This is a genomic window from Acidobacteriota bacterium (genome assembly GCA_009861545.1).
Lineage (GTDB): Bacteria > Acidobacteriota > Vicinamibacteria > Vicinamibacterales > UBA8438 > WTFV01.
The window spans coordinates 1-22,542 of record VXME01000053.1 but is presented as its reverse complement, the minus strand read 5'-3'; the positions used below and the strand labels follow the sequence as shown (position 1 = coordinate 22,542).

Here is a 22,542-nt window from a genome sequence, read left to right as displayed (position 1 = left end):
CATCGGTTCAATGATCGTGCTGCCCCGGAAGCGTCGACCCCGCAACGCAGAAATGCCACGGCGCCGCGCGGATGCCGCGGCCGAGGTGGCGGGCGCGGTCGGTCCGGCAGGCGAGGATGCCCTGTGCGCCCGTGAGCTCGCACCAGCGGGCGAGGTTGTCCGCATGCCGCGAGGTCGGGGTTCTGGTCGCCTTCACCTCGATGCCGTACAGGCGGCCGTCCACCTCGGCCACGATGTCGACCTCCGCCGGCAGGCCGTCCCAGTGATAGAGCCGCGCCGCGCCGCCGCCGTGATGGCTGATCTTGGTCAGCTCCGCCACCACGGCCGATTCCGTCAGCGCGCCCAGCGCCGGTCCGTTCATGATGGCGTCCGTGGTCCGGTAGCCGAGCATCCAGCTTGCCAGACCGGGATCGATGACGTGCAGCTTCGGGCTCTTCCGGATCCGCTTGCCGAAGTTCCGGTGATAGGGCGGCAGCAGCACGACGAGGCGGCTCGTGACCAGCAGGTTCAGCCAGCGGCGCGCGGTCGGGGCGCTGACGCCGGCGTCGCGTCCGAGGCGCGCGAGATTCAGCACCTGGCCGGTCGACGCGCAGACGAGGGAGAAGAACGCGCGGAACGTCTCCAGATCGCTGACCCGCTCCATGTTCCGCAGGTCGCGCTCCAGGTAGGTCTGGACGTAGCTCTGCATCCAGAGGTCGCGATCCACCTCGGGATTGAGGCGCGGCTCGGGCCAGGCGCCGCGGTGGAGCCAGTCGGCGAGGTCGAACTCCGGGACGTCATTGCCGGGGTCCGTGCAGAGGCCCTCCAGCAGATTGCCGAGGCTTGTCGGGGCCGCCGCACCGAGCACCTCCGAGACGGCGAAGGGATCGAGGTGCAGCACCGCGATCCGCCCCGCCAGGGTCTGGCTCACGCCGCGCATCAGCGCGAAGTCCTGCGAGCCGGTCAGCAGCCAGCGGCCCGGCTGCCGATGAACGTCGATGTCGTCCTTGATGTAGTGCAGGAGCTCCGGCGCGTACTGGATCTCGTCGAGGATGACGCGCTCGCCGGCGTCGGCCAGAAAGCCGAGCGGGTCGTCGCGCGCGACGTCGCGCACGTCCGGCCGCTCGAGAGACACGTAGCGGTGCGAGTCGCCGAGCTCCTCGCGGAGGAGGGTCGTCTTGCCGGTCTGGCGGGGACCGGTGACAAGCACGGCGGGGAAGGTACGCATCGCCCGCCGGATGGTGCCTGCCAGTGCGCGTGGGACGTACGGCATCGGTTTGCTCGCCGCGGATGGATCAAAACGAACACAACATATTACATTTGCACGACGCGCGGGCGGGAGATGCGGTGTTGCGCGAACCGTTGCTCACCACGTCGGTCGACGCCCGCGGCATTCACAGCGTGGATCGCATCCAGGCGGTGGCGAGGCTGTCGGCGTACTCGTTCCAGCGATTGCCGGCGTGGGCGGCCGTCCACTTCAGCTTGCACGACGGGTGCGCGCGGTAGAGCGCCAGCAGCTCCCGCACGAGCTCCAGGTTCTTGATCGGGCCGGCCTTCCGCTTCCAGCCGGCGCGCTCCCAGGCCGGCGCCCAGCGGGTGACGGTGTTCACGCAGAGCTCGCTGTCGCTGAGGACGTCGATCTCGGCGTCGGCCGGCAGCATCGTGAAGGCCTCGATCAGCGCCCGCAGCTCCATGCGGTTGTTGGTCGTGTCCGGCTCGTGGCCGTGCGCCTGCGAGACGATCCCGCCGTTCTCGACCCAGACCACGCCCCAGCCGCCGGGGCCGGGGTTCGGCACCGCGCTGCCGTCGGTGAAGACGCCGCGGTCGGGTCCGTCCTCGTACTTGGCCAGGACCTCGGCGACGGTGAGGTTCTCCTCCCGCAGGGTGCGGCCGCGATCCGCCCCGCCGCGGGAAGCGCGTCCGGCCGGCCGCGCAGCCGTCTTCTTCTTCGGCGAATGCTGCCGGCAGTACTTCGGTTGCCAGCCGGGATACTTGTCGATCAGGGCCTGTGCGACCTCGAACGAGGCGCGGCATACCTGGCAGGTGAATCGGGGCACGGCGGAAAGGATACGACAGACCCTGCTTCGGACCCGGAGCGCCTACTCCCGGCCGATGCCCGTGATCACGTAGCCCCCCGACCGCTCGTCCCGATCGAGATCCAGAAGGCCTCTGGACTGCGCCTCCTCGAGCAGGTCGTTGAACGATCCGAACCCGTACGCCGACTCGCTGAAGCCGGGCCGCCGGCGTTTCAGGGTCTGCTTGATCATCGATCCCCACAGCTTGGCGCCGTCCCCGCGCTCGGCGAAGATCGCCTCGGCGGTCTGCACGACCAGGTCGAGCCCCTTCTGGGCCGGATCGTCCTGCGGCGCCGGCTCCGGCTTCTTCCCGTTCTTCCCGGCCGGGGCGCTCTCGGCCGGGGCGCTCTCGGCCGGGCCCTCGGCCTTGGCGCGCGGCTTGCTCCGGGCACGGCGGCGGGCCGGCTTGCGCTCGGCCACGAGATCGTCGTAGAAGATGAACTCGTCGCAGTTGTTCATCAGCAGGTCGGATGTGGAACTCTTCACGCCGACCCCGATCACCGACTTCGCGTTCTCGCGCAGCTTGCTCACCAGCGGCGAGAAATCGGAGTCGCCCGACACGATCACGAACGTGTCGATGTGCTCCTTCGTGTAGCAGAGGTCGAGCGCGTCGACGACCATCCGGATGTCGGCGGAGTTCTTGCCCGAAATCCGCGTGTGCGGGATCTCGATCAGCTCGAACGCCGCCTCGTGCATCGTCGGCTTGTGTTCCTTGTAGCGTTCCCAGTCGCAGTAGGCCTTCTTGGCCACGATGCTGCCCTTCAGCAGCAGCCGCTCGACGATGGGCCGGATGTCGATCTTCTTCAGCTTGGCGTCCCGGACGCCGAGGGCGATGTTCTCGAAGTCGCAGAACACCGCGAGGTTGCTGTCACCGTTCACACTGTCTCCTTCGCTTCCGACGGACGCGGCTCCTTCGCAGGGCGCGATTCGCGGCCGCGCGCGCCCCGGGCCGCCCGACGCCCGGACGCACGATCATACGTCCGAACCTCCAGCGACCAGGACAGTCCGTGGTAGCATGTGCCGTCAGGCACTGGTTCTTCCCCGTTGTGGCCGACACGTTGCCCATACGGCCGAACGCGGAGAAAACGAGATGTTCGATAGGATCGCACCCGTGCCCGCCGCCGGCACCTCAAGCACGCTGCCCGCGATGCCGCGCCAAGCCTTCGGACGACGTTTCGACCTGTCGGCCGCCGGACTGGCCCTGGCGGGATGCTCCGCGCGTGAGTTCTCGGCCGGCTCGGCGCCCGCCGAGGCGGCAGTCGACCAGGGGTTCGTGCCGGCGCAGGATGCTGCGTCACAGGCCGCTCTCACGCCTGACGCCGCCCTCACGCTCCTTGCCGACGGCAACGCGAGATTCGTCGCCGGGACTCCCGCCCGTCGCGACTACGGCGATCAGATTCGAGCGACCGCCGCCGCGCAATACCCGTTCGCCGTCGTGCTCGGGTGCATCGATTCTCGGGTCCCCATCGAGACGGTCTTCGATCAGGGGATCGGGGACATCTTCTCGGCCAGGGTCGCCGGCAACATCGTGAACACCGAGCTGCTCGGCAGCATGGAATTCGCCTGTCGACTCGCCGGGTCGAAGCTCGTGGTCGTCCTCGGACACACCTCGTGCGGCGCCGTGAAGGGGGCCATCAGCAGCGCCCGGCTCGGCAATCTCACCCAGCTCGTGCAGAAGATCGACCCGGCCGTGGAGGCGATCGAGGGCGAGCGCGATGTCGACAACGCCGGCTACGTCGACGGCGTTGCCGAGGAGAACGTGCGCATGGTGATCGAGGAGATTCGGCGGGAAAGTCCCGTACTGGCCACGATGGAGCAGGAACGAGAGATCCGAATCGTGGGCGCGATGTACGACGTCTCCACCGGTGTCGTGCGCTTCATCTGATCCCATGCCGCGCGTATTGGTCTGCGTCCTCGTTCTCGTCGGCGCGCTGCTGTTGCCCGGTGCGGCCCCGGCGCAGACGCCGGTCGATTGGGACCAGCTCGGCGCCTGGTACATGCTGTTCTGGTCGACTCGCTTCGACGACACGCAGGTGGGGTTGCAGGGCGACGTGCAGCACCGCAACTGGAACGCGGGAACCGACCTGGAGCAGTTGTTGATCCGCGGTGGCCTGACCTACGCCCTGCCCGAGTCCCCCGTGCTGCTAACCGGTGGTGTGGCGCACATCACTAGCGGCGCCTTCGGCGACAGCGACGAGACCAGCGCGGAGCGGCGCGTGTATCAGGAGGCGTTGCTCAGCCAGTCCTTGGGAGGGCACGTTTTTCTGCGCCACCGCTACCGCTACGAACAGCGTTGGGTCGACGGCCACGACTTCCGGACGCGGTTTCGCTACGCCCTGTTCGGCAATGTCGCGCTGAATGGACGCGGGACCGGAGACGGGTCGATTTACCTGGCGCTGTACAACGAAGTCTTCGTAAACGGGGAGCTGGAAGTCGGGCGAGACCGGACGGTAGAGCGCTTCGACCGCAACCGGTTCTATACCGCACTTGGCTTCGGAATCAGCGACCGGTCGCAAATCCAGGCCGGCTACATGATCCAGACGGTGCCAGGTGGCTCGAAGGGGCAAGTCCAGATCAGTCTCCACTCATCCTTCTGAACCCTTCCGCCCCCTCAGTCGACGACCGCCTGGTAGACGAGATTGCGCGAGATCCCCTGCACCTCGCGGACCGCTGCGCCGCGGTGCTGGATCATCCCGACGAACGTCAGGTCGGTTCGCGGATCGATCCAGAACCACGTGCCGGCCGCGCCGCCCCAGTAATAGGTGCCCTTGGCGTAGGGCTCGCCCGCGGCAGCCGGATCGTGCACGGTGGCGAAGTCGAGGCCGAAGCCCTGGCCGGGGCGCATGGTTCCGAGCGCCTCCGGCGAGAGGAAGTTGGTGGCCATCATCTCGACGGTGCGCGGGGCCAGCAGGCGCACGCCTTCGAGCTCGCCGTCGTTGAGCAGCATCTGCGTGAAGCGCAGGTAGTCGTCGGCCGTGCCCCAGAGGCCGCCGCCGCCGGACGGGCCGGCCGGCATCCCGGTGCGGGTCGGGCCCATGTCGAACCGCTCGAGCCCGCCGTCCTCGCCCTCCCCGTAGATGAGGGCCACGCGGTCGAGCTTCTCCTCCGGCACGTAGAACGCCGTATCGACCATGCCGAGCGGGTCGAAGATGCGCTCCTGCAGGAACTCGGGGAACGGCTGGCCCGAGATCTGCTCGACCAGGTAGCCCTGCACGTCGACGCCGATGCTGTAGTACCAGCGCGTGCCCGGCTGGGCCAGCAGCGGCAGGTTGGACAGCTTGTCGATCATCGCCTGCAGCGACTCGTCCGCGTTCAGCACGCGCTGCTCGCGGTAGAGCCGGTCGACGTGGTTGGCGGTGCCGAGGCCGTAGCCCAGGCCACCCGCGTGCGACATCAGCTCGGCCATCGTCATCGGGCGCTCGGCGCCCACGAGCCGGGGCTCGCCGTTGGCCCGATCGCCGTCGTGCACCTTCAGGTCCGCGAAGCCGGGGATGAACCGCGACACCGGATCGTTGAGGCGCCACTTGCCTTCCTCGTAGAGCATCATCAGCGCCACCCCGGTGATCGGCTTCGTCATCGAGTAGATGCGGAAGATGGAGTCGCGCTCCATCGGCGCGCCGCTCTCGACGTCCTGGACGCCGGCGACGTGCGCGTGGACCAGCTTGCCGCCGCGCGCCATCAGCGTCACCACGCCGGCGAGCCTGCCGTCGTCGACCATCCCCTGCATGCCGGCGGTGAGCCGTTCCAGGCGCTTCGCGGAGACCCCGACAGCGGACGGGTCCACCGTTTCCAGGTCCCGCGCCGCCGCCCGTTCCGCTGCGGCCGGGGCCGCCGCCGTCCGCTCGGCCGCCATCGGCGCCGCGGTCAGGAAGCTCGTCGAGAGCATGCCGAACGCCGCGAACGCCGCCGGGAGATACGCCAACCGCCAACGGGTCACTGCTTCTCGCACGATGTCACCTCTGCGCTTTCCATCACACCGCCATGTCGTCCTGCCGTTCTTCCGTCCCGCGGCGCTCGGTCCGCCCTCCACGCCGCGGTCGGTCCTCCGTCACGCCGCGCTCAGTCGACGATCGCCTGGTAGACCCAGTTGCGTGACAGCCCGTGCACACGGCCCTGCGCCTCGCCCCGGTGCTGGATCATGCCGACGAACGCGAGGTCGAGGGCCGGATCGATCCAGAACCACGTGCCGTCGATGCCGAGCCAGTAGTACGCGCCGGGCGCGTGCGGCTCGCCGGCCGCCGCCGGGTCGTCGTAGATCATGAAGTCCATGCCGAAGCCCATGCCGGGCCGCATGTGGGCCGTCGCCTCGGCGGACATGTGGTTGGTGCGCATCATCTCGACGGTGCGCGGGGACAGCAACCGCCTGCCGTCGAGCTCGCCGCCGTTCAGCAGCATCTGGGTGAACCGGATGTAGTCGTCGGCCGTGCCGTAGAGGCCGCCGCCGCCGGACGGTCCGGCCGGCGGGCTGGTGAACGGGTCGCCGCGCGAGTCGAGCACGAGCTCGCCGTCCTCGCCGGCCGTGTGCCGCAGCGCCACCCGGTGGACCTCCGACGGCGGCACGTGGAACCCGGTGTCGACCATGCCGAGCGGCTCGAAGATGCGCTCGTCGAGGAACTCGGCGAACGGCTGCCCGGACAGCTTCTCCACCAGGTAGCCCTGCACGTCCACCGCGGCGCTGTAGATCCAGCGCGTCCCCGGCTGGGCCAGCAGCGGCACGGTGGCCAGCTTGTCGATCATCGCCGACAGCGGTTCCATCGGGTTCAGCACCCGCTTCTCCAGGAACAGCCGGTTGACCGGGTGGCGCGGATTCAGCACGTAACCGAGCCCCGCGGTGTGGGTCATCAACTCGCGCATCGTCATCTCGTGGTCGGCGTCCACGAGCTTCATCGAGCCGTCCTCGTTCTCGCCGGCGAGGACCTGCAGACCGGCCAGCTCGGGAATGTAGCGGGAGACCGGGTCGTTCAGCCGCCACATGCCCTCCTCGTAGAGCATCATCATGGCGACGCCGGTTATCGGCTTGGTCATCGAGAAGATGCGGAAGATCGAGTCGCGCTCCATCGGCCGGCCGCTCTCGATGTCCTGCACGCCGGCCACGTCGACGAACGCGATCTTGCCGCGGCGCGCGAGCAGCGCCACCGTGCCGGCCAGCCGGCCGTCGTCGACCATCGCCTGCAGACCGGCGTCGAGCCGTTCGAGACGCTCGGCCGAGAGCCCGACGGCGGCGGGGTCGACGGTCTCCAGATCGGCTGCCGCGGTCGCTGCCCCGCCGGCGCGCCCGGCGACGAGCGGCTGGGTGGAGAACGTCGCGACGACCAGTGCAAGAGCGGCGAGGGCGGCGGCGACGGGGACGAGACGCCACGGTCTGACTGTCGGCAAAGGGATCCTCCTGGTGGGAATCTGAAGATGTGATCAGATTCTAACGGCAGCGGATGCCCGCCGGACCCTCGCGGCGACCGTTGCCGCGGGAAACGGCGCCGGGTCGCCCGCAACGCCGCTATCATTCGCGGGTGAAGCACTGGGCTCGTCCCGGTTCGCCGCGCCGCTGCCGCCGGGGTCCGGTCTTCATGCTGCTGGTGCTGTTGGGGGCGCCGGCGGCGGCGGGTGCGCAGACCGAGTTCCACTACCAGTACGGGAAATTCGTCAACCCGTTCACGGGAACGCGGGCCTACGCCTCGGTGCTCACCGTGCAGCAGGCGTCGCGCTGGTCGCTGGGCGACAGCTTCTATTTCATCGACTTCACCGACGACGGCGGCGCGGACGGCTTCAACGAGAAGAGCTACTACGGCGAGTGGTATCCGACGCTGAGCCTCGGCCGGGTCTCGAACCGCAGGATCGGCGCCGGACCGATCCGGGACGTGGCCATCGTCAGCGGCTTCAACTTCGGCAGCGACGCCAACATCTTCCGGTACGTGCCCGGCGGGCGGCTGTCGTGGAGCGTGCCCGGTTTTTTCTTTCTCAACACCGACTTCGGGGCCGCGATCGACAAGGGCAAGGGCATCGCGGGGGGCGGAGCGCCCCGCACGGACGCGGGCTTCGTGTTCGACGTCAACTGGGGCGCCGGGTTCGACATCGGCCGTCACTCGTTCCTGTTCACCGGTCACACGAAGTTCATGGGCGCGACGACCAACGAGCTGGGCCATGCCGTCAAGCGTTCGCTCCTCGCGCAGCCGCAGTTCGGTTGGGACGTCGGCAAGGCGCTGACCGGCCACGCCAACCAGCTCTTCCTCGGCGTGGAGTACCAGTACTGGGGAAACAAGCTGGGCGTCGACGGCGGCGACAACGTGGCGCAGTTGTGGGTGATGTGGCGTATGTGACCCGCGGCCGGGGCGGGCGCTCCTTTGCTGCGCAATGGGTCCGCCGGTACGGACCGGGGCTGCCAGCGCGAGCTGGCCGGTAGAATGTTCGGCTGGGGCCCAGCCCAGCGGTACGTCTGTCCGGCCGGAACCCGGTTGTTCCGCGCATCGACCTCCGAACCGGCGGTCTCGACCTCTACACGGAGCGCATCGATGACTACGAAATCCATGTTTCTGGCTGTCGTTCTTGTCCTGACCCTCGTCTTGCCGATCGCGCCGCGGGCGCAGGCTCAGGCGCCGGACGTCACCGATTCCGTGTCGTTGAGCGTGGAGGTGCGGATCTCGCGCTACTTGGGCGACGAGTCGGTCGGCAGTCGACCGTATGTTCTCGCCGTGACTGCCGGAGTAGGGGAGAGCAGCCTGGAATTGGAGGATCAGGTTCCCGTGCCGATCGGCCAGCCCAACGTTGGTCCCGACGGTGTGTCCCGCCCCGTAGCGTTCAACTACCAGAGTGTGGGTACGCAGATCTCATGCTTCGCGCGCGCCCGGGGCGACGGCCGGTTCGAGGTCGGCGTCCGTGTCCAGGAATCGTCTGTCGGCGGCGACGACCGGACCACCGCCGATGCGTCCCCGGTGTCGTATCCGGCCGTCTTTCGTTCGTTCGACTCCGACAACACGCTGGTCTTGCGCGACGGGCAGACACGGCAGTACGTCGCCGCGGCGGACCCCGTCAGCGGCGAGACCATCCGGGTCGACGTCACGTTGACCGTGCTGGATTAGCATTCAGCGTAGTGCTGACCTGACTCAGTCGTCGGGGAACGCGGCCCGCGTCGTGGCCGGCTCCATCACGCGCGCGCTCAGGGCGCTGGAGATGGCCATGACGATGAAGAACGCGGCCCAGCGCGGGTGACTCGGGGCGACGGCGGCCGCTATCGACAGCAGCAGCACCGCGAACGCGGTGTCGAGCAGGCGCTTTCCCAGGGCCGAAGCGCGGCGCTGAGCGGCGAGCTGGCCGGGGTACACGCGCGCCGTGAACCAGAGGTGCAGCCGCAGGTTGACGGCGGCGCCGACCACCGCAACCGTCGTCATGAACGCGGCCAGCCCCCAGGGGGCGGGCAGCCATTCCCGCGCCCGCCAGACGGGGTAGAGCATCAGCGCGTAGACGACGCTCACCGCCACTTGGTGGAACTGCCACCACCAGCGCAGGTCCGCGGCGGCGCTGCGCCCCGGGGTAGCGGCCGGCGGCTTCGGAGACGGATCGCCGGCGGCCTGCGTAGAGCTGACGGCCGGTGCGCCGTCCGCCGCGCCGGCGTCCGGTGGCGACGCCGCGCCGTCGCCGTCCGCGGCGCGCCCACCATGCGCTGCACCGGCGCCGTCGCCGTCCGCGGCCGCGACGTCGACGATAGCTGCCGCCTCGACGGCTTCCCGCGCCGCTTCCAGCGCGGTGACCAGCGCGGCCGTCGTGCGGTAGCGGTCGCGCGGCGCCTTGGCGAGGCACGTCGTGACGACGCGGGCGAGCGACTCGGGACACTCCCGTCGAGCGGGGCCGAGACCGGACGGCTCCGTCTCGAGAATCCGCGCCACGGTCGTGATGTCGTCCGTGCCCTCGAACGGGTGCTCGCCGGCGAGCAGCTCGTAGAGCAGGACCCCGAACGAGAACTGGTCGGCGCGCGCGTCCACCGGGTCGCCGCGCAGCACCTCCGGCGCCATGTAGCCGGGCGTGCCGGGGGTGGCGCCGGGTCGGGTCAGCGTCTCGTCGCCGGCGAGGCCGGCCCCCGGCTCGAACCGCGCGAGTCCGAAGTCGACCACCTTGATCGCGCCGTCGGGCGTGTGCAGCACGTTCTCCGGCTTCAAGTCGCGGTGCAGCACGCCGTGCGCGTGCGCGGCGGCCAGCGCCCGGGCCACGTCGAGGGCGATGGACACGATCTCGGCGAGGGGCATCCGGCCCTCGCGCAGCTTCATCGTGGCGCGCAGCGTGCGGCCGGGGATGTACTCCTGGACGAGGTAGAGCTGCGACTCGAACTCCTCGAGCGCGAAGACGGTCGCGATGCCGGGATGCGAGAGCGCACCGGCCGCCATAGCCTCGCGCCGCAGCCGGGCGCGCATCCGGTCGTCGTGGGTAACCGCCGGCGGCAGCGCCTTGATGGCTACCGGGCGCCGGAGCCGCGTGTCGTGACCGAGGTAGACGATGCCCATCCCGCCGCGCCCGAGGAGGCCCGTGACCTCGTAGGGCCCGAGGCGGCGGCCGATCAGCGGGTCGTCGTCGCTGGACGGGAGCAGGGCGGGGTCGGCCTCCACGGCCGGCCGGTCGACGACGCCCGGCCCGCTGTGCATCTGGAGCAGCGACAACACCTCGGTGCGCAGGGCCGCGTCGCCGGCGCACGCCTCGTCGAGAAACGCGTCCCGATCGCCGGGGCCGCGTTCAAGCGCGGCGTGGAACAGCGTGTTGACCCGGCGCCAGCGCTCAGCGTCCATCGCCGCCACCGGTGATCTCGCGTTGCAGCCAGGCCCTGGCCACCGCCCAGTGCCGCTTGACGGTCGCGGGGGAGATGCCGAGCGCCGCGGCGGACTCCTCGATGGTCAGGCCGCCGAAGAACCGCAGCTCCACCAGCCTGGCCTGCTGCGCATCGAACGCCGCCAGCTTGTCGAGCGCGGCGTCCACCGCCAGCACGTCGACGGAGCGCTCGTCGCCGGCGACCAGGCCCTCGTCCAGCGTCACGCGGTCGACGTCGCCGCCCCGCTTCTGCGCGGCGCGGGCGCGGGCCGCCTCGATCAGAATCTGCCGCATCGCCACGGCGGCGATGCCGATCACCTGGGCGCGCGTCCGCCAGTCCTGCTTCCTGTCCTTCAGCAGCCGGACGTACGCCTCGTTGACGAGCGCCGTCGGCTGCAGGGTGAACGCGCGCCGCTCGCGGCCGAGGTACCCGCGCGCCAGCCGCCGCAGCTCGTCGTAGACCAGCGGCATCAGCTCGGCGAGCGCCGCGCCGTCCTGCCGGCGGGCGCCCTCGGCCAGCGCGCTCACGCGGTCGGCGGTCGGTTCGCTCATGCTGACGCGACCGTCGACGCGACCCGCATGCCGCGCCGCGTCAAGGTCCCACCGCTCCCGGTGAGAAGAGCGGGGCGGGCTGCACGGTGGCGCCCTCCTCCACCTCGAGGCGCCAGTCGTCGAGCGCCTCGCGCATCGCGGCCACGCGCTCCGGCTCGTCGTCGGCGAGGTCGTTGGTCTCGCCCAGGTCGTCGTCCAGGTTGAAGAGCGCCACGTCCGGCCCGTCGGGACCGTTGACGATCAGCTTCCAGGCCCCCTGCCGCATGGCGAGCTGCTCCACCGGCCGGCGGGCCTGCTGGTAGGCCCAGAACAGCGGGCGCTCATTCGGCGCCGCGCCGCCGAGCAGGTGCGGCAGCAGGCTCACCCCGTCCAGGGGCCGCTCCTCCGGCGGCAGGATGTCGGCGACGTCGAGCACGGTGGCGGCCAGATCGATGCTGGTCATGACCGCGCCGCTCGTTTCCGCGCCGATGACGCCGGGCCACCAGGCGAGCGCCGGGACGCGGTGTCCGCCCTCCCACAGGCTCGTCTTGAAGCCGCGTAGCGGCCCGTTCGAGCCGGCCGGCGTGGCGCCGTTGTCCGAGAGGAAGAAGACGAACGTCCGCCCGGCCAGCTCCAGCCGCCGCAGCGTGTCGACGATCGCGCCGATGCCGGTGTCCATCTCCTCGACCATCTCGCGGTAGGCGCGGCGCACCTGCTCGGGCTCGCGGGTCTCCGGAATCTGCTCGCCGACCACGCGAAACGCCGCGTCGTTCGGCCCCTGGTACGGGAAGTGCGGCGCCTCGTGCGCGACGTAGAGGAAGAACGGCCCGTCCGCGGCCGCCTGCTCCTCGATGAACGCCACCGCGTGATCGTTGATGAGGTGGGTGACGTAGCCCGGCTCCTCGCGGTTGGTCTCGCCGTCCCACCAGTCGTGGTTGCCGAAGCCGTCGACGTGCGAGAAGTAGTCGACGTTGCCGGAGACGTAGCCGCGAAAAACGTCGAAGCCGTGGCGCAGGGGGTTGGTTTCGACCTCGTAGCCGAGGTGCCACTTGCCGACGATGCCGGTGGCATAGCCCTCCGCCTGCATGCGCTCGGCGATGGTGGTCTCCCGCGGCTGCAGGCCATGGTGGCGGTTCCAGGCCGGGTTGGCGTAGATCACGTTGGGGATGCCGGCCCGCTGCTGGTAGCGGCCGGTCAGCAGCCCCGTGCGGGTCGGGGAGCAGACCGCCCCGCTGGAATGGAAATCGGTGAACCGGACCCCCTCGGCGGCCATCGCGTCGAGGGCGGGGGTCTCGATCCAGCCGTCGTAGGCGGAGATGTCGCCGTAGCCGAGATCGTCGGCCATGATGACGACGATGTTGGGACGCGGCCGGGCGGGGACTGTGGGCCGGTCGCCGGCCGCCGGGTCCGTGCCCGACCCGCAGGCGGTGGCGAGCACCGCGGCGGCCAGCGCGGCGCCCGTGAGCATGGCGGTGTCTCTCATCGAACGCCATCTTACTACTCGCGCCCGAGCACGGTCGGAGCCGACCGCCGCCGGCCCGAGCGGCGGCGTCCGGCAATGCGCTATGATGCGGCCGATGCCCGGACGGAGCCGCGCCGCCGGCCGGCAGCCGCACCGGGCGAGGACGCACTGCAAGAGGAGAGAGCCATGCGCAGACTCACCGTATTCGGACTACTCGCACTCGCGCTGGTCGTGGCCTATGTCAGCATCCCGGCGGCGCAGTCGGGCGACGTCTACGCGCCGAAGCGGATCAACAAGGTGATCGAGCTGTTCGAGCGGGACCAGCCGGTCTACTACACGCAGGTCAACGGCGGCGGCTACGAGGAGGGCGTGCGCCTGGCGCAGACCTGGGCCGACTACATCACCTACAACATGGAGCACAGCCCCTTCAACATGGACGCCCTGCGCGGCTTCATGCAGGGGCTCGTCGACGGCGGGCCGACCAAGAGCGGTCACCGTACGCCGACGGTCGTCGCCGTGCTGCCGTTGGGCGGCATCAACGAGCAGGTGATGTGGGGCAACTACTGGATGGTCGAGCAGGTGCTCGGCTCCGGCGTCCACGGCGTGCTGCTCGCGCACGCGCGCACGCCCGAGGTGGTCCGCATCCTCGTGCAGTCGTCCCGCTATCCGCACGCGCCGAAGACCGAGGGGATCGGCGAGGGGCTCCGCGGCAGCGGCGGCCAGGGCTTCGCGGCGCGCATCTGGGGCGTGTCGAGCCAGGAGTACCAGCGGCTCGCCGACCCGTGGCCGCTGAATCCCAACGGCGAGATCCTGGTCGGCCTGAAGATCGAGGACCGGCACGCGCTCGAGAACGCGGAGGAGAGCGTGGCGGTGCCGGGCGTCGGGTTCGCCGAGTGGGGCCCGGGCGACATGTCGATGTCCTACAACGTCCAGCGCGCCGAGATGCCGCAGGTGCTCGTCGACGCGCGGGCGCGGGTCTTCGAGGCGACGAAGAAGGCCGGCGTGGCGTTTCTCAACGGGATGAACGGCGACAACATCATCGCCATGATCGACGAGGGCGTGCGCATCGGCTCCGGTCCGGGTCCCGAGGCCGCGGATCGCGGGCGGCGCCACACCAACCGGCAGATGCCCTGGTAGTACTCGTCAGCGGGCGGCCCGGGATCCCGGCGCGGCATCGATCCCCGGGCCGCCGCGTCGCTGGCGTTCTCATGACCCGTGCTCGAAATCTCCATCACATTCGATGAGACGACTCCCGCTTGCCCAGCATCGTCCGGGCGCGGCCCGTTGCCTGCGGCGCACACCGCTCGCCCATCGCCGCCGGCGACTGCAGCATTTCCCGGGACGCGCACTGCTGGCGCTCCTGTTGACCAGCGCCGTGGCAGCTTGTGATTCCGGGCCATCGACCCCGGCCGGGCCGGTGGACGATCCCGCGCGGCGCGACCTGCACTCGTATGCCAACAGCGACGAGATCCGGGTCACGCACATCGAGCTCGACCTGGAGGTCGTTTTCGACGAGCGGCGCCTGCGCGGGTCGGCAATGCTGTCGTTCGACCGCCTGGTGGAGGGCGCGGACGCCCTGATCCTCGACACGCGCGACCTGACGATCACCGCCGTCGAGAGCTGGTCGCCCACCGGCGGCTTCGACGCCGCGACCTTCTCGCTGGCCGAGGCCGACCCGGTTCTGGGCGCCCCGCTCACCGTGGTCCTGCCGCCCGAAGCGACGCGCGCCCGGGTGAGCTACGAGACGAGCCCCGGCGCTTCGGGCCTGCAGTGGCTGACGCCGGAGCAGACCGCCGGCCGCGAGCAGCCCTTCATGTTCACGCAGTCGCAGGCGATCCATGCGCGGAGCTGGATCCCGCTGCAGGACAGTCCCGCGGTACGGGTCACCTACGGCGCCCGCATACGAACGCCGGCGGGGTTGCGCGCCGTGATGAGCGCCGCCAACAATCCGGAAGCGGCGGCCGACGGCGACTACCGTTTCGACATGCCGCAGTCGATCCCCTCCTACCTGATCGCGCTGGCCGCCGGCGACCTCGCGTTCCGTTCGCTCGGCGAGCGGACCGGCGTCTACGCGGAGCCGTCCGTGGTGGACGCGGCGGCCGACGAGTTCGCCGACACCGAGTCGATGATGGCGGCGACCGAGCAGCTCTACGGACCCTACCGCTGGGAGCGTTACGACCTGCTCGTGCTGCCGCCCAGCTTCCCGTTCGGCGGCATGGAGAACCCCCGGCTGACGTTCGCGACGCCGACGATCCTGGCCGGCGACCGGAGTCTCGTCTCGCTGGTGGCCCACGAGTTGGCGCATTCGTGGTCGGGGAACCTGGTGACCAACGCCACGTGGCGCGACTTCTGGCTCAACGAGGGATTCACCGTCTATCTGGAGCGCCGCATCGTGGAAGCGGTGTACGGGCCGGACCGCGAGGCGATGGAGGCGGTGCTCGGTCTGCGCGCCCTGCACGCCGATCTCGAGCGGCTCGACGACGCCGACCAGATCCTGCACGTCGACCTCGCGGGCCGCGATCCCGATGCCGGGATGACGCAGGTTCCCTACGAGAAGGGCGCGTTGTTCCTCCGCCGCCTCGAGGAGGCGGCCGGCCGCGAGCGGTTCGACGCGTTCCTGCGCGGCTACTTCGACCACTTCGCGTTCCGCAGCATCACGACGGCCGATTTCCTCGCCTACGCGGCCGAGCATCTGCTCGCCGACGAGGCGCTGGCCGGCGCCGTGCCCGTGGAGGAGTGGGTCCGGGCCCCGGGCCTGCCGGCGGATGCGCCGCGGCCGGCGTCCGATGCGTTCGACATCGTCGAGACGGCGGCGGCCCAGTGGGCGGGCGGAGCGGTGCGGGCGGCCGACCTGGAGACCGCGGCCTGGACGACGCACGAGTGGCTCCATTTCCTCGCCGTCCTTCCCGAGCGCCTCGAACCGGCGCGGATGGCGGAGCTGGACGCCGCGTTCGGGCTCACCGGGTCCCCGAACGCCGAGATCGCCCACCAGTGGTTTCTCCTTGCCATCCGTAACGCCTACCGTCCGGCGGACGCCCCTCTCGAGCGCTACCTCCTCGAGATCGGCCGGCGCAAGCTCATCCTGCCGCTCTACGCGGCGCTGGCCGCGACGCCGGCCGGCCGCGATCGGGCACGCGCGATCTACCGCCGGGCCCGCCCGGGCTATCACCCGATCTCCACCGGCTCGATAGACCCGCTGCTCGGTTGGGACGGCTAGCGCCGCCAGACCCGGCGCCAGGGCCCCGCGTTCGGCCCCAGCCCCTACCGTCCCAGGAGCCTGCGCCTCGCCACTTCGCTGCCTTCTGCGGCGCAGGCTCATAGCCCCGATCCGCGGCCCCTTCACTGAACATCCCGCCTCGCACAAGGCGAAAACTGTCCGGTCCGGGAACTTCTCCGGGCTCGCTTCCGTCTCATCTGTCGTGAGTGAGTGATACACACTAAGATTACTTGACTCATAAAAAGTCATCTTGTAGAGTGGATGCATGGATGACACGGACAACGCGGCGCCGGGCACGGGATTCGGCGCGCAAGGACGCGCAAGAAGGGCGTCAGAAGGAGGAGGATCGCGATGTTGAGCATGACGCGTTGGAACCCGTTCGAGGAGCTGACCGGCCTGCACCGGGAGATGGATCGGGTGTTCGGGCGCTACGTCGGCGACGAGCGCGCGGGAGCGCCGGCGACGGCCTGGATCCCGGCCACGGAGGTCGACTCGGGCGACGACGGCTGGAAGATCCGGGTGGCGCTGCCGGGAATCGCGCCGAAGGACGTGCACATCGACCTGCACGGCAACCGCCTGACGATCTCCGGCGAGCGCACGCGCACCGAGACGAAGCGCCCGGGGCACACGTCGGAGTTTCACTACGGCCGCTTCGAGCGGACGTTCACGCTGCCGGCGAACGTCGACGCGGAGAAGGTCGTGGCGAGCTACGACAACGGGATGCTGGTGCTGAGCCTGCCGCTGGCCGAGGCGGCCAGGCCGCGGCGCATCGCCATCGGCGCGGGCGACTCCGGCGCCGGCGTCGAGCACGCCGCCTAGGCGCAGGACCGGCCGGATGGGTCACGCCGTCCGGGGGCAGCGGGGCTGTCCCCGGGCGGCAATCGTCGTCGCCGGCTGTGTTGTGCCGCGGGGAAAGGCGCGCCGGCTTCGGGCAGTGCGCGGACCGCGGTGCGCGGCCTACTTGCCTTCCCGCGCGGCCTTTTCGGCCGCTTCCTTGGCGCGCTGCTCCTCTTCGAAGAACTCGCGCTGCCAATCGGGCATCGCCTGCGGTCCGGGGACCATCCCGGCGATGTCGGGATCGAAGTCGGTGGGGCGGGCCGGGGCTTCCTGCCGCCGGACCTTCGCCTCGGCGCGCCGCTCGGTCTTCATGCGCGCACGCTCCTGTCGGGCACGCTCGCGTTGCCGCTTCGTCTGGGTGGGACGACCTCGGTTCGCCATACGTCTCCTCCGGGTTGCTGAAAGAGGTGAGCGCGCGCGGCGCTCAGGGGCTTTTCAGTCTATCAGAGGCCCAACCCTGGCGGGTCGCGTTGGGAGTCTCGCTGATGCGAAACTCCTGTGCGGCAGGTGTTCAGAGGCCCAGCTCGTCCGCGCGGCGGGCGACGAACTCGGTCGCCTCGCGCGGGGTCTCGTACGCGGCGAGCACGCGGTTGCCCGCGAAGCCGACGTCGGCGATGCCGATCGGGCTGGTGTAGTAGGCGTCCACCGTCATCCCGCGGACCCAGTTGAAGAAGCCCAGGCCGTCCCGCAGATCCGCAGACGACGGCTCGCCGCGCTCGGCGGCGACCAGTGCGTCGAGCATTGCCGTCTGCTGCGCGGCGCTGGCGTCGACGAACGTCCGGCCCTGGGCGTGCCGGGTGGCCGTGTCGAGCCATTCCAGCCCGTCGGCGTAGATGCCCATCAGGTCCGGATTCTGGCTGCAGAGCAGGTCGATGAACTCGGGCGCGCCCGCCTCGACGGCGCTCCCCCCGCCCGCGTCGGCCGGCACGATCAGCTCGGCGAGCCGGGTGACGGTTCGGAACTGGTGCGCGCTCAGCGCCGCCGGCGAGTAGCCGCCCGCCTGGGCCCGGGCCTCGCCGGCCAGGGCGTGGACCACCCGCGCCGCCTCGACGTTGAACATCCCCGCGCCCGCGGCGGTGACCGCCAGCGCCAACTGCCGCAGCACCTCGCGCCGCGTGATCCCCGTCCCGCCGGTCGTCGTCACGATGCCGGCTCCGTTTGCCCCGGTCCCCATGGCTTCTCCGCCCCCGGTTTCAGAGGTCGCCGCTGCGCAACGCCTCGGCGAGGTACTCGGACGCGCGCCAGGCGAGCGCGTTGATGGTCAGCGTCGGGTTCTTGTCGGGGTTGCTGACGAAGCTCGCCGCGTCGCACACGAACAGGTTCGGCGCATCGTGCGACTGGCAGAACCCGTTCAGCGCCGACGTCCGCGGGTCGTTTCCCATGCGGGCCGTGCCGACCTCGTGGATGATGCTGCCGCCGATGGAGATCCCGGCGGCGTCGCGGGCGCCCGGCGGCTGCGGCTCGCCGCCCATCAGGGTGATGAGCTCGGTGAACGTCTCGCGCATGTGCCGCGCCTGCCGCCGCTCGTGGTCGCTCCACTGGAAGTGGAAGCGCAGGACCGGGATGCCGTAGCGGTCGACCACGTCGGGGTCGATCTCGCAGAAGCTCGCCTCGTTCGGGATCATCTCGCCGCGGCCGGCAAAAGAGACCCGCGTGCCGTAGTCGCGCCGCACCTGCTCCTTGATCGCGGCGCCGTAGCCGCCGCGCCGCGCCGCGCCGCCGAAGGCGCCGATGCCGGGCATGCCGTAGCCGCCGCCGATCTCGATGTGGTAGCCGCGTGGAAAGCCGAGCGCCTGCTGGCGCTCCCAGCCCCACCACGGCATGTACAGATGTGCGCCGCCGGCCCCGTCGCTGTTGTAGCGCGGCAGCCCTTCGAGCGCGGGCACCGTCCCCCCGATGTCGTACCCCACCGTGTCCATCAGGTAGCGGCCCACCACGCCGGACGAGTTGCCGACGCCGTCGGGATGCCCGGCGGTCTTCGAGTTCAGCAGCAGGCGCGCCGACTCGCAGGCGCTCGCGGCCAGGACCAGCGTGCGGCAGCGCACCCGCCGTTCCTGTCCCGTCCGCTTGTCGACGTAGACGACCCCGTCGACCCGGCCGTCCGCCCCGGTGGTGATCGCCCGCGCCATGGCCAGGTCGATCACCTCGAGCCGCCCGGTCTCGAGCGCCGGGAAGATCTGCGTCTGGCTCGCCGAGTAGTTCGACCCGGTCAGGCAGCCGCGGCCGCACTGCCCGCAGTAGTGGCAGGCGGGCCGGCCGTTGATGGCGTGGGTGATGACCGCCCGCCGGTTGGGAATGCAGGGGATGCCCATCCTTCCGCTGGCGCGCTGAATGAGCAGCTCGTGCGCCTTGGGCGGCGGGGGATCGTGGAAGACGCCGTCGGGCGCGCTCCGGATCCCCTCGCGGCTGCCGACGACGCCGATGAACGCCTCCGCCCGGTCGTACCAGGGCGCGAGGTCCTCGTAGGTGATCGGCCAGTTCCAGCCGAGGCCGTCGCGATCGCGGGGGTTGAAGTCGTAGTCGGAGAACCGCAGCGAGATGCGGCCGTAGTGGTTGGTCCGTCCGCCGACGATACGCGATCGGAACCACCAGAAGTCGTTGGTGCCGTCGGCCACGGTGTACGGCTCGCCGTCGAGCTCCCAGCCGCCGCTGGTCGTCGCGAAGAACCCGAACGGCTTGCCGCCGCCGAAGTAGCGCCGGCCTCCCTCCTCCGCGCCCCGGTGGTCGTAGTCGTACGGCCAGCGGCGCTGCTTGAACTCGGTGAGCGGATCCAGCATCGGCCCCGCTTCGAGCAGCGTGACGCGGATACCGAGGCCGGTGAGCACGTGCGCGGCGGTCGCCCCGCCCGCGCCCGACCCGATGACGACGACGTCGTGCACCTCCGTGCGGGGCTGAACCGATGGCATGGGAACCTGCTGCAAGTCTTGCGAAAAGTCCGTTTCCCCGGGGGAATTCGCGTCGGGCCGATGGTGGAACGGGACGCCGCGCGGGGCGGCGTCCCGACGTCCTACCAGCGGGGTTCGCGGCGCCGGCCGCGGAAGCCGTCGTCGGGCGGTCCGTCCGGCCGCGGCGCGCGCGGCCGGGCCTCGTTGACGGCGAGTCGGCGTCCCTGGAACTCGGTCTGGTCCAACTCGCTGATCGCCTTCTGTGCGTCCTCGTCGTTCACCATCTCGACGAAGGCAAAGCCGCGCGGGCGTCCCGTCGCCCGATCCGTCACGATATATACCGACTCGATGGTTCCGAACCGCGAGAACAGATCGCGAAGATCGTCCTCTCCCGCGGCAAACGGAATGTTCCCAACGTACAACCTCTGACCCATCCGGTGACTCCTTCCGTGTCGCCCCGTGCGGCCGCGCCGAGCCCCGCCGAACCCATCGCAGCGAAGATCATCCGAGGCGGGACGGCCAATCTCATCAGATCTCGTGGGTGCTCGATGGGGGTGAGTGAGCGGGTCCGCAACCGCAGTCTACGGCCAGACTACTCCCTGACCGTGCAGAATGCAAAGCCCGGATCGTGGGGCGCAGGCGGTCATTCGCTCCCGCCGGCCGCCTGCTCCGCCGGCACGTGCGCGATGCGGTCGCCGCGGTACAGGCCGCCGCGCCGGCCGCCCTGCGGCATGCCGCGGGTGACGACGCGGCCCTCGTGACGGTAGCCGTGGAAGTGGAACGGGATGCCCTCTCCGAAGTAGGGACGCATGGAATCCTGCAGGTGCAGGTGCACGTGCGGCTCACTGCTGTTGCCCGAGTTGCCCACGCGCCCCAGCAACTGGCCGGCGATGACGCGCTCGCCGCGGGAGACGGCGACGGTTCCCGGCTGTAGGTGGCCGATGAACAGGTACTCGCGCGGCGCCACCTCGATGCCGACGTGATTGCCGAGACCGGCCATGCCCCAGCGCGTTGCCCCGATCTCCACCTCCGGGTCGCCGTCGTGCGCCGCGAAGACGACACCGGCGGCCGGCGCGTACACCGGCAACCCGTAGGCGTGGTAGTCGTCGAGGGCGACCCCGTCCGTGCGGAACGTGCGTCCCTCGCGCGTGACGACCAGATCGTACGCCCAGCGCTGGTCGGGGAGAAACACGTGGTAGTTGACCTCGGAGGTCGGCCCGCCCCAGGCGACGGTCAGCGGCTCGTCGAGGGGCAGGCGGAACGCTACGCGGCTCGGCCGTTCGTCGTACGAGGAGGGGTACGGATCGTAGACCGGCAGCGTGAAGATCACCGCGAACAGGCCCACGTAGGCCAGCAATTGCCAGACGTTGGCGCCGTGCTTCCAGCGATGCGCGGACCGCCGCGAGGCGACGAGCAGGACGGCGGTCGTCAGCGCCAGGGCGATCGGCGCCCCGTACCACAACCACAGGGCCAGGTGCCCCGGCCGGGCCCACAGCGTCGCCAGCAGGAGCAGGTGCGCCGCGAGGACGCCGGGCACGACGCGCACCCAGCCGTCGATCGCCCGCCGCTCGGCCGGGTCCGGCCGCGGCAGCGGACGCAGAGGACGCCGCGGACGCCAGCGACGATCGGGCATGGAATCAGGGGTGCAGGGCGCGTGCGGCCGGCTTGCCGAACGCGGCCGGCGCGCGGGCGCTGAGAACCTCGGCCATTGACGCCAGCGTCTGCGTCAGGACGTCCCGCGCCGCCCGGTTGATCAGCGGCGACACCATCCAGCGGAGGAGGCGCGGGATGCCCCGGCTCAGGCTTATCGACTCCAACTCGATGATGACGCCCCCGTCGACCTGCTGGTACCGCCAGTAGGTGTTCAGCCGCCAGAGGAAGCCGCGGTCCCGGCCGACCGGCTTCTCGCGTTCGCGGGGCGTACCGGCGCCGTCCAGCTCGGCGATGCGGGTCGCGACGGAGCGGCTCGACGCCAGGCCCGGCCGGTGGCGGGTGTATGCCGCGGCGTGCTCGCTGTTGAAGTGCACCGTGACGACCTGCTTGCGGCGCAGCTTGAGGAACAGCTCCAGCCGATCCTCGCCGGGGCGCGCGAGCACGCGCGACTCCATCACGTCGTCCTGCAGCTCCTGCGGCTCGACCGCGTAGATGAGGGCGTGAAGAACTTCCTCCAGCGTGACGTCCGGGATGAGGGCGCTGCCGAGCCAGTGGTGGATGGCCCCCTTCGGCACCCGGATCGGCTCTCCCTCCGCATCGCGCGTCTCCAACTTGTCGATGCGGATCCGTCCGGCGACGACCTCCCGGCGCGCCTCGGCCGCGCCGTCGCCGAAGTCCCGCACGAAGAACCGGTCGGGGCGCCCGTTCTCCAGCTCCGCCGCGATGCGCCGTTCCGTCGCCTCGACGTAGCGGTTCCAGGCCGCGACCGTCTGGGGCTGCAGCTCCGCCGCCGGGGCGGCGGTGACGGTTCCGCCCAGAAGCGCCGCCGCCAGCGCGACCCGGATCCCGAGCAGCCCGCGATAGAGCGCCGTGAGTACAGCGCGATTCTCGCCGCCGGCTTCCAGGTCCGCGCCGGCCGGTTGCGCCGGGCGCCTCGGCGACTGCAGTGCGTTCACCATCAGATCCCCGTTTCGCGTTCGGTGTCCATTGTCCGTCTTTTTCGCTCTCGGCGTCGGGGATTCGCTTCCCGCGCCACGTCTCCCGCCCGCCGCCTCCCGGCCGGGGGGGGGGGGGGGGGGGGGGGGGGCGGGGGGGGGGGGGGGGGGGGTGGGGGGG

22 protein-coding genes are annotated in these 22,542 nt (G+C 70.7%); 8 read left to right on the top strand and 14 right to left on the bottom strand.

Translation table 11 applies throughout. The features are described from left to right. Positions 1-7 precede the first annotated feature (7 nt). The 3 genes from F4X11_08220 to F4X11_08210 form a co-directional block, all read right to left on the bottom strand. A complete protein-coding gene (locus F4X11_08220; GenBank protein MYN64998.1) occupies positions 8-1,252 on the bottom strand; it encodes an ATP-binding protein in 1,245 nt (414 codons plus the stop codon). Between the two features lie 121 nt (positions 1,253-1,373). Then, positions 1,374-1,829, bottom strand: a complete 456-nt coding sequence (locus F4X11_08215; GenBank protein ID MYN64997.1) for a ribonuclease HI — start codon at positions 1,827-1,829, stop codon at positions 1,374-1,376. A 249-nt stretch (positions 1,830-2,078) separates the two neighbouring features. After that, complete coding sequence (locus F4X11_08210) at positions 2,079-2,933, bottom strand: NYN domain-containing protein (GenBank protein ID MYN64996.1); 855 nt, start codon at positions 2,931-2,933, stop codon at positions 2,079-2,081. A 268-nt stretch (positions 2,934-3,201) separates the two neighbouring features. Between F4X11_08210 and F4X11_08205 the strand changes: the two genes are divergently transcribed. Further along, positions 3,202-3,939, top strand: a complete 738-nt coding sequence (locus F4X11_08205; GenBank protein MYN64995.1) for a carbonic anhydrase — start codon at positions 3,202-3,204, stop codon at positions 3,937-3,939. Between the two features lie 4 nt (positions 3,940-3,943). Next, complete coding sequence (locus F4X11_08200) at positions 3,944-4,651, top strand: DUF2490 domain-containing protein (protein MYN64994.1); 708 nt, start codon at positions 3,944-3,946, stop codon at positions 4,649-4,651. 14 nt (positions 4,652-4,665) lie between these two features. Here the strand turns inward: F4X11_08200 and F4X11_08195 are convergent, their stop codons facing one another. Together F4X11_08195 and F4X11_08190 are read right to left on the bottom strand one after the other, a co-directional pair. Beyond that, positions 4,666-6,003 (bottom strand): beta-lactamase family protein, encoded by a 1,338-nt coding sequence (locus F4X11_08195; protein ID MYN64993.1) that lies wholly within the window; start codon positions 6,001-6,003, stop codon positions 4,666-4,668. A gap of 110 nt (positions 6,004-6,113) precedes the next feature. Next, on the bottom strand, positions 6,114-7,430 hold the full coding sequence (locus F4X11_08190; GenBank protein ID MYN64992.1) for a beta-lactamase family protein: 1,317 nt from the start codon (positions 7,428-7,430) through the stop codon (positions 6,114-6,116). A 131-nt stretch (positions 7,431-7,561) separates the two neighbouring features. On the opposite strand from F4X11_08190, the gene F4X11_08185 reads away from it, so the two are divergent. Continuing rightward, positions 7,562-8,368 carry a nucleoside-binding protein gene (locus tag F4X11_08185; protein ID MYN64991.1) on the top strand — a complete coding sequence of 269 codons (807 nt, stop codon included), beginning with the start codon at positions 7,562-7,564 and terminating at the stop codon, positions 8,366-8,368. A gap of 192 nt (positions 8,369-8,560) precedes the next feature. Further along, on the top strand, positions 8,561-9,127 hold the full coding sequence (locus F4X11_08180) for a hypothetical protein (protein ID MYN64990.1): 567 nt from the start codon (positions 8,561-8,563) through the stop codon (positions 9,125-9,127). Between the two features lie 24 nt (positions 9,128-9,151). On the opposite strand, the gene F4X11_08175 is transcribed toward F4X11_08180, so the two are convergent. The 3 genes from F4X11_08175 to F4X11_08165 are packed head-to-tail and all read right to left on the bottom strand — an operon-like array spanning position 9,152 to position 12,840. Beyond that, on the bottom strand, positions 9,152-10,822 hold the full coding sequence (locus tag F4X11_08175; protein ID MYN64989.1) for a serine/threonine protein kinase: 1,671 nt from the start codon (positions 10,820-10,822) through the stop codon (positions 9,152-9,154). Beyond that, a complete protein-coding gene (locus F4X11_08170) occupies positions 10,812-11,393 on the bottom strand; it encodes a sigma-70 family RNA polymerase sigma factor (GenBank protein MYN64988.1) in 582 nt (193 codons plus the stop codon). Before F4X11_08170 ends, F4X11_08175 begins: the two co-directional genes overlap by 11 nt. Before the next feature lie 40 nt (positions 11,394-11,433). Beyond that, entirely contained in the window at positions 11,434-12,840 is a 1,407-nt protein-coding gene (locus F4X11_08165) for a sulfatase-like hydrolase/transferase (GenBank protein ID MYN64987.1), read from the bottom strand. 180 nt (positions 12,841-13,020) lie between these two features. On the opposite strand from F4X11_08165, the gene F4X11_08160 reads away from it, so the two are divergent. From F4X11_08160 to F4X11_08150, 3 genes are all read left to right on the top strand, one after another. Further along, positions 13,021-13,971 (top strand): hypothetical protein, encoded by a 951-nt coding sequence (locus tag F4X11_08160; protein MYN64986.1) that lies wholly within the window; start codon positions 13,021-13,023, stop codon positions 13,969-13,971. Positions 13,972-14,074: 103 nt separating this feature from the next. Then, a complete protein-coding gene (locus F4X11_08155) occupies positions 14,075-16,051 on the top strand; it encodes a M1 family metallopeptidase (GenBank protein ID MYN64985.1) in 1,977 nt (658 codons plus the stop codon). Positions 16,052-16,402: 351 nt separating this feature from the next. Beyond that, the gene (locus F4X11_08150; GenBank protein MYN64984.1) at positions 16,403-16,870 is read left to right on the top strand and encodes an Hsp20/alpha crystallin family protein; all 468 of its coding nucleotides are present in this window, start codon (positions 16,403-16,405) and stop codon (positions 16,868-16,870) included. Positions 16,871-17,008: 138 nt separating this feature from the next. Here F4X11_08150 and F4X11_08145 read toward each other — a convergent pair whose 3' ends face one another. From F4X11_08145 to F4X11_08120, 6 genes are all read right to left on the bottom strand, one after another. Then, positions 17,009-17,269: a hypothetical protein gene (locus F4X11_08145; protein ID MYN64983.1), complete on the bottom strand. Its 261-nt coding sequence runs from the start codon at positions 17,267-17,269 to the stop codon at positions 17,009-17,011. A gap of 130 nt (positions 17,270-17,399) precedes the next feature. Next, complete coding sequence (locus F4X11_08140) at positions 17,400-18,062, bottom strand: gluconate 2-dehydrogenase subunit 3 family protein (GenBank protein ID MYN64982.1); 663 nt, start codon at positions 18,060-18,062, stop codon at positions 17,400-17,402. 19 nt (positions 18,063-18,081) lie between these two features. After that, positions 18,082-19,794, bottom strand: a complete 1,713-nt coding sequence (locus tag F4X11_08135; protein MYN64981.1) for a GMC family oxidoreductase — start codon at positions 19,792-19,794, stop codon at positions 18,082-18,084. A 101-nt stretch (positions 19,795-19,895) separates the two neighbouring features. Next, entirely contained in the window at positions 19,896-20,207 is a 312-nt protein-coding gene (locus F4X11_08130; protein MYN64980.1) for an RNA-binding protein, read from the bottom strand. Positions 20,208-20,416: 209 nt separating this feature from the next. Continuing rightward, positions 20,417-21,406: a M23 family metallopeptidase gene (locus F4X11_08125; protein ID MYN64979.1), complete on the bottom strand. Its 990-nt coding sequence runs from the start codon at positions 21,404-21,406 to the stop codon at positions 20,417-20,419. A 4-nt stretch (positions 21,407-21,410) separates the two neighbouring features. After that, entirely contained in the window at positions 21,411-22,385 is a 975-nt protein-coding gene (locus F4X11_08120) for a hypothetical protein (GenBank protein ID MYN64978.1), read from the bottom strand. Positions 22,386-22,413: 28 nt separating this feature from the next. On the opposite strand from F4X11_08120, the gene F4X11_08115 reads away from it, so the two are divergent. Beyond that, positions 22,414-22,542, top strand: a 129-nt coding sequence (locus F4X11_08115) for a TPM domain-containing protein (GenBank protein ID MYN64977.1), incomplete at its 3' end; no start/stop codon positions are given.

Excerpts from the sequence above, each read along its gene's own strand:
- F4X11_08160 (MYN64986.1), top strand. The coding sequence starts at position 13,021 with ATGCGCAGACTCACCGTATTCGGACTACTCGCACTCGCGCTGGTCGTG.
- F4X11_08145 (MYN64983.1), bottom strand. The coding sequence starts at position 17,269 with ATGGCGAACCGAGGTCGTCCCACCCAGACGAAGCGGCAACGCGAGCGT.
- F4X11_08150 (MYN64984.1), top strand. The coding sequence starts at position 16,403 with ATGTTGAGCATGACGCGTTGGAACCCGTTCGAGGAGCTGACCGGCCTG.
- F4X11_08220 (MYN64998.1), bottom strand. The coding sequence starts at position 1,252 with ATGCCGTACGTCCCACGCGCACTGGCAGGCACCATCCGGCGGGCGATG.
- F4X11_08200 (MYN64994.1), top strand. The coding sequence starts at position 3,944 with ATGCCGCGCGTATTGGTCTGCGTCCTCGTTCTCGTCGGCGCGCTGCTG.
- F4X11_08155 (MYN64985.1), top strand. The coding sequence starts at position 14,075 with ATGAGACGACTCCCGCTTGCCCAGCATCGTCCGGGCGCGGCCCGTTGC.
- F4X11_08130 (MYN64980.1), bottom strand. The coding sequence starts at position 20,207 with ATGGGTCAGAGGTTGTACGTTGGGAACATTCCGTTTGCCGCGGGAGAG.
- F4X11_08125 (MYN64979.1), bottom strand. The coding sequence starts at position 21,406 with ATGCCCGATCGTCGCTGGCGTCCGCGGCGTCCTCTGCGTCCGCTGCCG.
- F4X11_08175 (MYN64989.1), bottom strand. The coding sequence starts at position 10,822 with ATGGACGCTGAGCGCTGGCGCCGGGTCAACACGCTGTTCCACGCCGCG.
- F4X11_08120 (MYN64978.1), bottom strand. The coding sequence starts at position 22,385 with ATGGTGAACGCACTGCAGTCGCCGAGGCGCCCGGCGCAACCGGCCGGC.
- F4X11_08165 (MYN64987.1), bottom strand. The coding sequence starts at position 12,840 with ATGCTCACGGGCGCCGCGCTGGCCGCCGCGGTGCTCGCCACCGCCTGC.
- F4X11_08170 (MYN64988.1), bottom strand. The coding sequence starts at position 11,393 with ATGAGCGAACCGACCGCCGACCGCGTGAGCGCGCTGGCCGAGGGCGCC.
- F4X11_08135 (MYN64981.1), bottom strand. The coding sequence starts at position 19,794 with ATGCCATCGGTTCAGCCCCGCACGGAGGTGCACGACGTCGTCGTCATC.
- F4X11_08205 (MYN64995.1), top strand. The coding sequence starts at position 3,202 with ATGCCGCGCCAAGCCTTCGGACGACGTTTCGACCTGTCGGCCGCCGGA.
- F4X11_08180 (MYN64990.1), top strand. The coding sequence starts at position 8,561 with ATGACTACGAAATCCATGTTTCTGGCTGTCGTTCTTGTCCTGACCCTC.
- F4X11_08140 (MYN64982.1), bottom strand. The coding sequence starts at position 18,062 with ATGGGGACCGGGGCAAACGGAGCCGGCATCGTGACGACGACCGGCGGG.